Genomic DNA, 12,190 nt, shown 5'->3' with positions numbered 1-12,190 from the left:
TGTCGGCCGGAACAATCGCGTCGGCGCTCCTGTTGACTGTTGCTGTGACCACTACCGAGAACACCCCGCAGACCCCGGCCGCGTTGACCGTCTACTCCACCACGTGGTGCGGCTACTGCCGCCGACTCAAGACCCAGCTCGACCAGGCCGGAATCGAGTACGCCGAAATCGACATCGAGCAGAACCCGGAATCGGCAGACTTCGTCGGCAGCGTCAACAACGGCAACCATGTGGTGCCGACCGTGCTGTTCGCCGACGGCTCGACGGCCACGAACCCCACTCTCGCCGAGGTCAAGCGCGCGCTGTCGCTCTGATCGGGCGTCAGGCCGTCGCCGCCCACGCCTCGAGCATTCCACGGGCGATGGAGATCGAGCCGGGAAGAAGCAACCGGGAGGTCGAATCCGATCCCCAGTCGCCCAGCTCGAGTGCGGCAACAACTTCTGCTCGATCGAACCAATGGGCCTCGGCGATCTCGCCGTCCTGAAAATGCAGCGGTTGCTCCGGGTCGGCGACGGCGGAGAACCCGATCATCACCGAACGCGGAAACGGCCAGGGCTGGCTCCCCAGATATTCGATATCGGAGACGTCGAGGCCCACTTCTTCTCTGATCTCCCGTGTCACACAGGTTTCCAGCGACTCACCGGCCTCGACGAAACCCGCCAGCACCGAGAACCGACGCTCGGGCCACGCAGGAGCTCGGGCCAGCAGCACTCGGTCGCCACCGTCGTGAACCAGACAGATCACCGCCGGATCGGTTCGCGGGAATTCCTCGTGCCCGGTGGACGTGCTCGTCCGCGACCACCCCGCGCTCGACGGAACCGACGGCGCACCGTCGAGTGAGCTGAACTGCGCGCTTGCATGCCAGTTGAGGATGGCCAGGGCACCGGTCACCATCGACAGCCCGTCGCTGTCCAATCGATCACCGTCGGTACGCAAGTCGCCGACCGTGCCTGCCACGACCTCCACCCGGCGGGCCCACAGGTGTCGATCGCCGTGGATTCCGAGAAAGACCGCATCGGCCGTCGGCTCGGCAGCGACGTCCGCGGCGGGGCCGAGCACCAGGCCGTTCTCGTCCACCGCGAATCTGCCTCTGCCGTCCACGTTCAGGATGCGGGCAGTCGGCCAACCCGCCGCCAATGCTGCGGTGTCTCGGCGCAGTTCTTCTGCCCTGTTCAGTGGCGATCGGGACAGTCGAGGTGGGTGGGCGAGTTGGAAGTTCGGCACGCGCACGACCCTACTTGGCCTCGCCTAGTCACCCACGCGACGGATGTAGAGCAGTCGATCGGATGCCTCGACTGCGTCGACCTCAGGAGTGCCGACTCGGAACAGCTTGCCGCCCCGCACCACTCCGAGAACGATGTCGGTCAGGTGCCGCGGAGATCCGCCCACCTCGTCGCGTTCGACTTCGCGCTCGGCGATGGCGAAGCCTGCCTCCGGGGTCAACAGATCTTCGATCATCTCCACCACGGACGGAGTCGACGTGGCGATCCCGAGCAAACGGCCCGCGGTCTCCGAGGAAACAACCACCGAGTCGGCGCCGGACTGACGAAGCAGGTGCGTGTTCTCCGCTTCTCTGATGGCCGCGACGATCTTCGCCTTCGGAGCGATCTCACGGGCGGTCAGAGTCACCAGCACCGCGGTGTCGTCCCGGTTGGTCGCCACGATGATGGCCGCCGCATGCTGAGCTCCGGTGAGTCTGAGCACGTCGGACTTGGTCGCCGAACCGTGAACGGTGACCAAGCCCAGGGCCGATGCGGCATCGAGAACCGTCTGATCGGTGTCGACGACGACGATATCGGACGCCGACACGCCGTCCCCGAGCATCGCGTCGACTGCGGTACGGCCCTTGGTGCCGAAACCGATGACCACGGTGTGATTGCGCACGCTGCGTCTCCATCGCTGAATTTTGAATGCCTGCCGGGACCGCTCGGTGAGAACCGACAGCGTGGTACCGACCAACAGAATGAGGAATAGGACCCGGAGGGGTGTGATGACCAGGATGTTGACCAGTCGCGCCGACGGACTCATCGGTGCGATGTCACCGTATCCCGTCGTCGACAGCGACACGGTTGCGTAGTAGAAGGCGTCCAGGAAGGACAATTCGCCGTTCTGGTTGTCGCTGTACCCGTCGCGATCGAGGTACACCACGAACGCAGCCAGGAACAGAATTCCCAACGCCATCAGCACCCGCTTGTAGATGGCGCGCCACGGACTCGATTCCAGTTCCGGAACCCGGAGCACTCCGACGAGTGCGAAGTCGGGCTTGTCGGTCAGCGCGCCACTGTCACTCAGGCGCGCTCGCAACCTACCTGCCACGTCGCCCGCCGAGGTACTCACCGAAGTCGAGATCATTCACGGCACGCAGCGTAACCCCATGCCAGGCTTCTGTGCCGACGACGCTGGGTGTGGCACGGTATGCGTATGACACAGAGATCGAGTCAGGCAGCCGCGTTGCGTCTCGCGGGACTGCTCGCGGGAGCCGGAGTCCTCCACTTCGTCACTCCGAAATTCTTCGATGCACAGGTGCCGACGGCATTGCCGGGTTCGGCACGGACCTACACGCAGGTCTCGGGGGTCGCCGAACTCGCCGTGGCCGCGACGCTGGCCGCACCGCGGACCCGTCGGCTGGGCGGTGCACTCGCGGCTGCCCTGTTCGTCGTGGTGTTCCCCGCCAACATCAACCTGGCGTACAAGTACGTGCAGAGCCCGAAGACCTCGCCGGCTCTCAAAGCAGCGATGATCGCCCGACTGCCGTTGCAGATTCCATTGGTCACCGAGGCTCTGAAGGCTCGTCGGAACGCACCGTAGCCTCCGGCTGCTCGGTCCCGGCCGGCCCTTCCAGGAGCTGGGCCAATTCTGTTGCGTCCGGCAGGTTCTCGGGCGAAATGGTGTGACCGCTGCGCACGTAGTGGAACGCTGCGCGTACTCGGTCGAGCGGTACCGGTTCGGTGCGCCCGATCGACATCAGCTCGGCCCACGCCAATCGGTAGGCCGCGAGCTGCATCGCTACCGCCCGCTGTTCCGACGCCGTCGGCTCTGCGCCCGTCTTCCAGTCGACGACGGTCCAGCCGCCGTCCGGGTCCGCGAACACCGCGTCGATGCGTCCTCGCAGTACCGTTCCCGCCACAGAGGTCTCGAACGGCACCTCCACTTCGACGGGGCTGCGGAGAGACCACTCCGATTCGAGAAACGCCTGCTGGAGGGTTTCGAGGTCCACATCGGCCGAGGCCCCGGTGTCGGCCGAGCCCGGCAGTTCGTCGAGGTCGAGCAGTCGAGTCGCGCCGAACCTCCGTTCGATCCAGGCGTGAAAAGCAGTTCCTCTGCGTGCCAACGGGTTCGGCGGGAACGGCAGCGGCCTCCGCAGGCGTGACGCCAACGCATCGGGGTCGGCCGCGAGGTCGACCAACTGCGTCACCGACAGGTTGCCGGGAAGAGCCACGTCGACTCCTGCGACCGATCTCGCAGCCCGCTCGGCCAGCAGAGTGTCTACGTCCGCGGCCCAGTTCTCGGGGTCCTCCTGGGTTCGATCCTGGACGCCGTCACGCTCGTCGCTCGGTGTGGCCGAGAGGTCCGCCAGCGCGCGCAGCACGTCCTGCGCTCCGCTCTCGATCGCTCCTCGTCTCGGACCGAGTGGATCGCGCGGCCAGGACGCGGTGTGCGGCACGGCTCCGAGTGGGTTCGACGCCCCCTCCTCCGGTGCCGGTGCCCATTGTTCGATCACCGCGATCTCGCCGAATTCCTCGATATGCGTGTGCAACTCGTCGAGAAATTCCGACGGCCCACGCGGCTTCGTGGCGGTCTCGTCCCAGTGATGCGCGGATACCAGCAGCACCCGTTCGGTTCGGGTGAGTGCCACGTAGAACAGTCGGCGATCTTCGGCGAGTCGACGCCTCGCCAGCGCATCCTTGTGACCCTTGACGGCGTCCTCGAGGTCCTTGCGATTGTGGAGCCGGTCGAGTTCGAGGACCGGAACCCCTTCCGAGCCTTCGCCGTCGAGTGCACGGTCACCGCGCAACGACGGCGGCAGCTCGGCCATCGCCCCGAGCCAGGTCGAGGATGCGTTCGAGGACGGGAACACACCCTTCGCCACGTGCGGGACCGCCACCACCTCCCATTCGAGGCCTTTCGCGGAATGGACGGTGAGCACCTGAACGCGATGGGGGGCGACGTCGACCTCACCGGGGGCGAGGCCGTCCTCGACCGTCTCCGCGGCGGCGAGGAACGACAGGAATCCGGTGACCGTGGCAGTCGGATTGTCGGCGTAATCGGCCACCACATGGGCGAATTCGTCGAGATGTTCACGACCGACCGCGCCGTCGGTGCTGATCGGTGTGCGGGCCTGAGCTTCGACACCGATGCCCATGATCCGCTCGATGTCGCCGACCAATTCCGTCAGCGGCTGACCGATTCGATCGCGCAGCAGGTGCAGCTCGCCCGCCAGGGCGACGATCCGGCGATGCCCCACCTCCGAGTACCGCTCGGCCGGACCGGGATCGGCTATCGCATCGGCCAGACCGGCCTGCTCCGACTGCTCACCGGGCAGGGCGCTACCGAGCGCAGCATCGAGTGCCTGCGGGTCGTCGACGCGACCCGCGGTGCCGTACCCGCCGCGGATCTCGAGTTCTCGGGCGCGCTGCGAGAGTGCCCGCAGATCCGTCGGCCCGATCTGCCACCGAGAGCCGGTGAGGATGCGCATCGCCGAGCTACCGGCAGTTGGGTCGGCCACCAGCCGCAGCATCGCGATGATGTCGGCCACCTCGGGAACGTGCAGCAATCCACCGAGCCCGACGACCTCCACCGGCAACCCGCGGCTGCGCAGCACCTCAGCGATCGGCTCGGCGTCGGCGTTGCGGCGCACCAGAACCGCGGCGGTGGGCGGGGTGCGATCCTGCTCGAGGGCAGCGCGGTACTCCCCCGCGATCCGGTCGGCGATCCACTCTCGTTCGCCTAGAACGGTGTCGGTGACGGCCAGTCGGACATCACCGGGAACCGCACCCGGGCGGGCCCGCAGAGTCGGTACCGGCACGCCGACGCGGCGCAATGGGTCGGTGATCAGGTTGGCCAGCGTCAATGCCTCGGGCGGATTTCGCCAGCTGGTGAGCAATTCGAGCCGCGGCGCGGGGCTTCCGTCCGCCTTCGGAAAATCGGTGGCGAACCGAGGCAGATTCGCTGCCGATGCGCCGCGCCAGCCGTAGATCGATTGCATCGGGTCGCCGACGGCTGTCAGGGCCAACTGCGGGTCGCTGCCGGAACCGAACAGAGACGACAGCAGGACTCGTTGGGCATGACCGGTGTCCTGGTACTCGTCGAGCAACACGAGCCGGAAGCGTTGCCGCTCTGCGATTCCCACCTCGGCATGCTCGGCAGCGACCCGCGCCGCCATCGACATCTGCGAGCCGAAATCCAGTGCGCCCTCGCGCCGCAGAGTTTGCGCCAGCCGTTCCACCAACGGCAGCAACCCGATTCGTTGATGCTGTGCGTCGAGGATGTTCAGCAACTCCTTGGTGGGGCCACCGCGTTGTCGCGGCCCCGGCCCGAGCGTGTGCACCAATTTCTCCAGCTCCACGTGCGCGTGCCGCAGATCCTCGGGATCGACCAGATGCTCGGCCAACTGACCGGAGAGCGCGAGTACCGCCTCGGTCACCGACGTGGGGTTGCGGTCGGTGTCCAGGTCGCCGTCCCAGGTACTGACGACACGGTGGGCCAGCTGCCACAGTTCGGTTTCCGAGAGCAGTGTCGCGGACGGTTCGATCGGCAACAGCAAGCCGTGCTCGGTGAGCAGTCGGCCTGCGTAGGAGTGATAGGTACTCACTTCCGGCTCGGCACCGAGAATCCGCACGCGCAGTGCCAGACTGGGATCGAGCGCGCGCACCAGATCGGATCCGGCCAGCCGAGCCAGTCGAGCTCTGATCCGAGAGGTCAACTGCTGTGCGGCTTTTCGAGTGAAGGTCAGACCCAGAACCTGGTCGGGGTCGACGAAACCGTTGGCCACCATCCACACCACGCGGGCAGCCATGGTCTCCGTCTTGCCCGCACCTGCCCCGGCGACGACGAGCGTCGGGCCGGGCGGCGCTGCGATCACCGCGGCCTGTTCGTCGGTCGGTGGATGCTTCTGCCCGAGCGCCCGGGCGAGCTCGACCGGCGACACTCGCACCGAACCGGTCCGTGTCTTCGTCGCTGTCGTCATTGTTCGGTCACCTGCCTACCCGTCTCGTGTGCCGGGCAGCTGGACTTGACCGGGCAGTGCCTGCAACCGTCGTTGATCCGCGCCTCGAACGTGGGTCCCTGCGTTGCCGATGCGGCCTGGTGCACGGTGTCTCGCCACTCCTCGAGTTTCTCCGGTGTCGGCACTTCCTGGACACGCTGCGTCGCGCCGTCCTTGTTGTGGGGTTTGGCCACGAACACCAGCCGCGCTCCGCCGGGTTCGCCCGCGGGCTCGCCCTCGATCGCACCGGCTGCCGCCGCAACCTGGTAGGTGGCCAGCTGATGGTGGTTACGTGCGTCCTCCTTGGACATGACGGTCTTCGCTGTCTTGACGTCGATGATCACCGGCCGACCGTCCGGATCGTGCTCGAGTCGGTCGATGCGGCCGCGCAACGCCACCGCAGGCTCGTTCTCCGACCGAGCGTCGAGTATGCCGTCGACGCGCACTTCGACTCCGGCCTCGGTGAGCTCGCCTCGACTCCCCTGCAGCCAGGACTCGAAGGTCCCGAGCATCGCCCCGGTTCGGTCGAGCTCGTGCCGCGAGTACCACTGTGATCCGAGATCCACTGCATCCCATGCCGTTTCGAGCGCACGCCGGAGTTGCTCCGGTGGTATGCGGCCGGCCACCGCCTGGACGAGAGTGTGCACGAGCGTGCCGGTGACCGCATGGGTGTTGGTGCCGTCGTTGCCGCCGTGACGTTCGAGCATCCACCGCAGCGGACAGGTGGTCAATTGTTCCACCGTGGACGGCGACAGCGGCACCGGACCGTCGCCGAGCTGCCACAGCGGCGCGTCGGTGCTCGGCCCTGCCACCCCGAACCACTCGTCGGGATGCGCGCCTCGGACACCGGCGTCTGCGAGAGTGGCCAGATGCCGCGCCGCTCGGGCACGCTTGTCCGGATCCTGTTCGGCGACAACCGGATCGCACACCACACTGCGCAGTTCGGCCACCAGCATGGGCAGCGCCAACACTCGGTGCGCGGTCTCCGGCACGGGGGTCCCGGGTGCGAGATCCGACTCGCCTCCGCCGTCGACGCCGCGTAGTTCGTCCACGAATCGCGACCGGACCAGATCCGCATCTCCGGTACTGGAATCGACGGCTGTCACGAGCAAGGTCGATCGAGCGCGACTGCACGCCACCAGAAACAACGTGCGCTCCTCGGCCAGCAACGGCGCCGACTTCGACAGTCGCCCGTCGAGCGCCGCTGCTGCATCGACCTTGCCGGACGTGAGGTCGACCAGAGTGTCGGTCCCCAGCAGGCTGCCACGTGACCGCAGACTCGGCCACAGCCCTTCCTGCACCCCGGCAACCGCGACGAGCTCCCATTCCCGACCCGCGGCAGAATGCGCACTCAGCAGCGTCACCGCGTCGGCTCGAACCGTGGCGCGGTGTGAGTTCAGAGTAGGAATCTCCTGCTGCGCAATGTAATCGAGGAATCCACCGATCTGAGCCCGCGGCAACCTGTCGACGTATGCTGCCGCCGCGTCGAACAGCGCCACCACCGCATCCAGGTCGCGGTCGGCCTGGGCACCGGCCGAACCACCCCAGGCGGACGCGGCGGCCCAACGCCGCTCGAGCCCCGAAGCCTGCCACGCCGCCCACAACACGTCCTCGACACCGCGGCCCGTGCGGGCGAGCGCCCGTGCCTTCCGAATGACACCGAGGGCTCGACGCAACGGGGCGGACTCCACATCCGAGAGTCCGTTCGTCCACCCGGCACTCCCCCGAGCGTCGTCGGTGAGTACGACTCTGAGCAACTCGGCCGAGTCGCGCTCGCCGCCCGATGCGAGCTCGAGCCTGCGCACGCCCCGGCGCAATCGCCGCAGACCCACCGGATCGGCCCCGCCGATCGGCCCGGAGAGCAACGCGAGTGCATCTTCACCGTCGAAGCTCGGGTCGGAGATCGCCCGCAGCACCAGCAGGAGACCCACGGCCCCGTGCTGGCGATGCAGCGGCAGCTCCGAGGTCGGAGTGATCATCGGAACCCCTGCGCCGTGCAGCGCCCGACGCAACGGTGCGAGGGTGCGCGGCACGGACCGCACCACGATCGCCATCTCGGACCACGGCATGCCGTCGATCAGGTGGGCACGACGCATGGCGTCGGCGATGATCGCCGCCTCTTTGGCAGGCGAGGACACGACGTGCACTCGCGCTGCCGGTGCACCGAATCGGGCGGTGCCCACAGGTTCGGGACAACGGTGCCGACCGAACCCGGGCAACCGTCCGGCGATGATGTCGGTCAGCTCTGCGACCTCGGGCACGGACCGGTGATTGCGAGTGAGCAGCACGCGACGCGGCGAATCCACCTCGACCAGGTCGGCCACGAAAGAGGGGTCGGCACCGCGAAAGGTGAACACGGCTTGATCGGGATCCCCGGCGACGACGGTGGATTCGGTGTCGGTGCCGATCAGCCGAACCAGCTGTGCCGCTTGCGGATCGAGGTGCTGCGCGTCGTCGACGACGAGGTGCCGGATACGGGCGCGTTCGCTGCGCAGCAATTCGGGATCGGTGGCGAACGCCATGAGCGCGGCACCGATCAGCTCGGCGGCGTCCAGACCAGGTGCCGTGGCTCCCGCCGCTTCCACTCCGACGGCACCGCGCAACAACATGGCCTGCTCGTATCCGGCAGCGAACCTCCCGACGGCAACCCACTCGGGTCGGCCGTGCTTGCGACCCAGTTTGACGAGGTCTTCCGGTCCGATCCCGCGTTCGGCGGACCTGAGCATCATGTCTCGCACCGCAGTCACGAATCCCGCGGTGCCCAGTGCCGGACGCAGCCGCTCCGGCCAGTCGACCGCCCCGTCCTCGAGCTCGCCGCGCAGCATCTCGCGCACCACGGCGTCCTGCTCGGCACCGGTCAGCAATCGCGGCGGCGGATTGCCGTACAGCGAGGCCTGCAGCCGCAGCACCGCGAAGGCGTAGGAGTGCACCGTGCGCACCAACGGTTCACGGGTCGCCCGCAGTGCATGATCGCCACTGAAGAGACCCGAAGTGATGACCTCGCGCACCGCGGTTGCCGCCCGTTTGGACTGCGTGAGCACCAGAACCGACTCAGGATCACCGGTTACGATGCGCGAGACAGCGTAGTCCGCAACGAGCGAGGTCTTTCCCGTGCCGGGGCCACCCAGGATCTGCCATGGATTCCATCGTGGAGCGCCTTTCGCAGCCTCGGCTGCCGCGTCGGGTGTCGAGCACAGCAGCCGAGCTGCCGGACCGGTCCACTCACGTGCCGGGCGAGCAACCTTGGGTGCACGGACGAGAGTGACCGTCGCGCCGTGTCTGCCGTCCGAGCTCATGACACAGATGCAATCACGAGCCACCGACACATCGACCGTCGCCCGGACGGAGCCCTGGACACGGTCAGTCGAGCAGCCCGTCGCGCAGCGCACGCAGAACTGCGCTCGTTCTGTCGTTCGCACCCAGTTTGAGAATGACCGACGACATGTGGTTCTTGACGGTTCCCTCGGCCAGATGCAGTGCGTCGGCAATCGATCTGTTGGTGTACCCGCTTGCGACGAGCCGTAGGACGTCGATCTCGCGGGCTGTGAGTGTGTCGGCGACTCCGACGTCGCTCGGGCCGTGCTTCCCGGTCCGAAAAGCGTCCAGCAATCTCTCGGTGATGGCAGGTTGTGCCAAGGTGCCCCCGGCAGCGAGTTCACGTACGGCGCCGCCGAGCCGCTCGAAGGTCACGTCCTTGAGCAGGTAGCCCTTGGCGCCCGCACGAAGCGCCCCGAGCACCAACTCGTCGTCGTCGAACGTCGTCAGCACCAGGACCGGAACACTGATTCCTCTGTCCTGCAATGCCCGCAGCGTCCACAGTCCGTCGAACCGCGGCATGCGTAGATCGAGCAACACCACATCGGGAGGATCGAGTTCGATCGACGCGACCGCAGCAGCGCCGTCGTCCGCCTCACCGGTCACCTCGATGTCGGGGTCCAGTTCGAGCAGGCTGCGGATACCCTGCCGAACCAGAGTGTGGTCGTCGACGATCAAGACCGTGATCACGGTGCGGGCACCGTCGCTTGGACCGCGAAACCGCGATCGACCGAAAACGTGACCGTGCCGCCCAGTCCTTCGATGCGCTCTCGGATTCCTTGCAGCCCGTGCCCCGGCTCGAAATCGGCCGTCGCCCGGCCGTCGTCGCGCACCGAGACCGACAGCGCACCGGTCGAATCCGCGCGTACCTCGATCCACATCTCGTCGGCATTCGCATGACGAATGGTGTTGGTGATCATCTCCTGCACGCAGCGGACCACAGCCACCGCGCGAGCCTCGTCGACCCTGATCTCGGGGTCGACCGTCAGATGCACAACGGGTTCGGGTAGCTGCGCAACCAGACGATCGAGCGACTCCCCCAGCACCGGAGTCCTGGCGCGCACCTCGCCGACCGTCGACCGAACGTCGCCGAGCAGGTCGCGTGCGATGGATTGCGCCCGAAGGACGTGCTCGCGCGCAGGCTCGGAGACCCTGTGAGACGCCACCTCGAGTTCGAGGCTCAGTGCGGTGAGCTGATGACCGAGCACGTCGTGCAACTCTCGTGCGATGCGCAATCGCTCGTCGGCACGGGAGGAATCGTCCAACAACGCACTGGCAGTTCGTAGTTCGGCGTGCGCGACCGCCAGTTCCCGACGCAGCCGAGCCTGTCGCAGCTGTGCGGTCACCGACAACGCACTGGCCACCTGCAGCGCCCCGTAGATCGACGTGATCAGCGCGATCTCCGAGATCCGTCCACCCCGGATCGCAACCGACACCCCCACGCAGCAGGTGTAGACCGCAACGATGACCGCCACCGAGAGACCGGTCACCCGATACACGGCGAACGTCGAGGTGAACACCAGCAGGATGGGCAACCAGCTTGCCGTCGGGGCGGTCAGCACCAGAATCGGTGCCAGTACCACCTGTGCGCCGAAGCACGCGCGCACGAGACGATCCGGCAACCGGTCTTCCCACCACATGCCTGCGGTCTGCACGAGCAGAAAGACCACGAACAGCGCAGCCCAGACCCAGCGGGGAACCGCGAGACCGTCGGCGATCGACCGATCGAAGACGACGAGAGCGCCCATCGCGACCGCGAGCGCAGACACGAACGCACCGGCCAGAACGTCGGGTCCGAGGCGTCTCATTCTGTCGACTTTATCGCCCATTTCGTCCGCACACCCCTGCCGAAAGTCACGATCACCATCGGTGACCATCGGCACCTGTGCGCAGGCCACGGCCGATCTAGCGTCGAGATCGAGACCATCGAGAAGGGAGCATCGGATGGCAGCGATCGACGTTCGAGACATCACCCAGCGGTATCGGGGACGGACCGCCGTGGCAGGCGTGCGCCTCACGGTCGCCGAAGGCGAGACGCACGGCCTGCTCGGGCGCAACGGTGCCGGCAAGACGACCCTGGTCGAAACCGTTGCAGGCCTTCGCAGGCCGAGCTCCGGTGCCGTACGAGTTCTGGGACTCGACCCCTTCACCGACCGCGATCGAGTGCGCTCCGTGCTGGGAGTACAGCTGCAGTCCAACGACCTGCACACCGCGCTCACCGTTGCCGAACTGGTCGATCTGTTCGCCTCCTTCCACCGTCGACCTGCCGATGGAGACGCTCTCGTCCGTGCCGTCGGCCTGCACGAGCACCGCCGGGTGCGCTACGAACGGTTGTCGGGAGGCCAGCAACAACGGTTGTCGGTCGTCCTCGCGCTGATCGGTTCCCCTCGGGTGGTCCTGCTCGACGAGCTCACCACCGGACTCGACCCGGATGCACGACGCACCGTGTGGCGACTGATCGAGGACCTCCGCGCAGACGGTGTCACCATCCTGCTGATCAGCCATCACATGGACGAGGTACACCGCCTGTGCGATCGAGTCACCGTCCTCGATCGAGGCTCCGTGGTGGCCACCGGAACACCGGATTCTCTGATCGCCGACGCCGGCCTCGGGGGCGACCACCGAGCCACCCTGGAGGACGCATTCCTGACGCTGACCGAACGGAGCTAG

At 67.0% G+C, this 12,190-nt stretch carries 9 protein-coding genes; 3 read left to right on the top strand and 6 right to left on the bottom strand.

The genetic code is table 11. The features are described 5' to 3' along the window. The first annotated feature begins 44 nt into the window (after positions 1-44). Entirely contained in the window at positions 45-314 is a 270-nt protein-coding gene (locus AB0362_RS00240) for a mycoredoxin (RefSeq protein ID WP_032398313.1), read from the top strand. Between the two features lie 7 nt (positions 315-321). Here AB0362_RS00240 and nudC read toward each other — a convergent pair whose 3' ends face one another. Both nudC and AB0362_RS00230 read right to left on the bottom strand, forming a co-directional pair. Further along, the gene (nudC, locus tag AB0362_RS00235; RefSeq protein ID WP_317809317.1) at positions 322-1,224 is read right to left on the bottom strand and encodes an NAD(+) diphosphatase; all 903 of its coding nucleotides are present in this window, start codon (positions 1,222-1,224) and stop codon (positions 322-324) included. 24 nt (positions 1,225-1,248) lie between these two features. Next, positions 1,249-2,316, bottom strand: coding sequence for a TrkA family potassium uptake protein (locus AB0362_RS00230; protein ID WP_032398311.1), 1,068 nt, complete (start codon positions 2,314-2,316; stop codon positions 1,249-1,251). Positions 2,317-2,421: 105 nt separating this feature from the next. Between AB0362_RS00230 and AB0362_RS00225 the strand changes: the two genes are divergently transcribed. After that, complete coding sequence (locus AB0362_RS00225; RefSeq protein ID WP_317532332.1) at positions 2,422-2,808, top strand: hypothetical protein; 387 nt, start codon at positions 2,422-2,424, stop codon at positions 2,806-2,808. Here the strand turns inward: AB0362_RS00225 and AB0362_RS00220 are convergent. From AB0362_RS00220 to AB0362_RS00205, 4 genes are all read right to left on the bottom strand, one after another. Further along, entirely contained in the window at positions 2,771-6,187 is a 3,417-nt protein-coding gene (locus AB0362_RS00220) for a UvrD-helicase domain-containing protein (RefSeq protein ID WP_317532331.1), read from the bottom strand. The two genes, AB0362_RS00225 and AB0362_RS00220, sit on opposite strands and share 38 nt — an antisense overlap. Continuing rightward, entirely contained in the window at positions 6,184-9,501 is a 3,318-nt protein-coding gene (locus AB0362_RS00215) for an ATP-dependent DNA helicase (RefSeq protein ID WP_317532330.1), read from the bottom strand. Before AB0362_RS00215 ends, AB0362_RS00220 begins: the two co-directional genes overlap by 4 nt. A 64-nt stretch (positions 9,502-9,565) precedes the next feature. After that, positions 9,566-10,210: a response regulator transcription factor gene (locus tag AB0362_RS00210; RefSeq protein ID WP_317532329.1), complete on the bottom strand. Its 645-nt coding sequence runs from the start codon at positions 10,208-10,210 to the stop codon at positions 9,566-9,568. Next, complete coding sequence (locus AB0362_RS00205) at positions 10,207-11,328, bottom strand: sensor histidine kinase (RefSeq protein ID WP_317532328.1); 1,122 nt, start codon at positions 11,326-11,328, stop codon at positions 10,207-10,209. The genes AB0362_RS00210 and AB0362_RS00205 overlap by 4 nt, the downstream gene beginning before the upstream one ends. A 136-nt stretch (positions 11,329-11,464) precedes the next feature. Between AB0362_RS00205 and AB0362_RS00200 the strand changes: the two genes are divergently transcribed. Further along, on the top strand, positions 11,465-12,190 hold the full coding sequence (locus AB0362_RS00200) for an ABC transporter ATP-binding protein (protein ID WP_317532327.1): 726 nt from the start codon (positions 11,465-11,467) through the stop codon (positions 12,188-12,190).

The organism is Rhodococcus sp. NPDC079359 (assembly GCF_040702585.1).
GTDB lineage: Bacteria > Actinomycetota > Actinomycetes > Mycobacteriales > Mycobacteriaceae > Rhodococcoides.
The sequence above is the reverse complement of the archived record's forward strand: the minus strand, read 5'-3'. Positions and strand labels throughout refer to the sequence as shown.

What these genes read in the sequence shown, in the direction of transcription:
- AB0362_RS00225 (WP_317532332.1), top strand. Translation starts at nt 2,422, where the DNA reads ATGACACAGAGATCGAGTCAGGCAGCCGCGTTGCGTCTCGCGGGACTG.
- AB0362_RS00220 (WP_317532331.1), bottom strand. Translation starts at nt 6,187, where the DNA reads ATGACGACAGCGACGAAGACACGGACCGGTTCGGTGCGAGTGTCGCCG.
- AB0362_RS00215 (WP_317532330.1), bottom strand. Translation starts at nt 9,501, where the DNA reads ATGAGCTCGGACGGCAGACACGGCGCGACGGTCACTCTCGTCCGTGCA.
- AB0362_RS00205 (WP_317532328.1), bottom strand. Translation starts at nt 11,328, where the DNA reads ATGAGACGCCTCGGACCCGACGTTCTGGCCGGTGCGTTCGTGTCTGCG.
- AB0362_RS00200 (WP_317532327.1), top strand. Translation starts at nt 11,465, where the DNA reads ATGGCAGCGATCGACGTTCGAGACATCACCCAGCGGTATCGGGGACGG.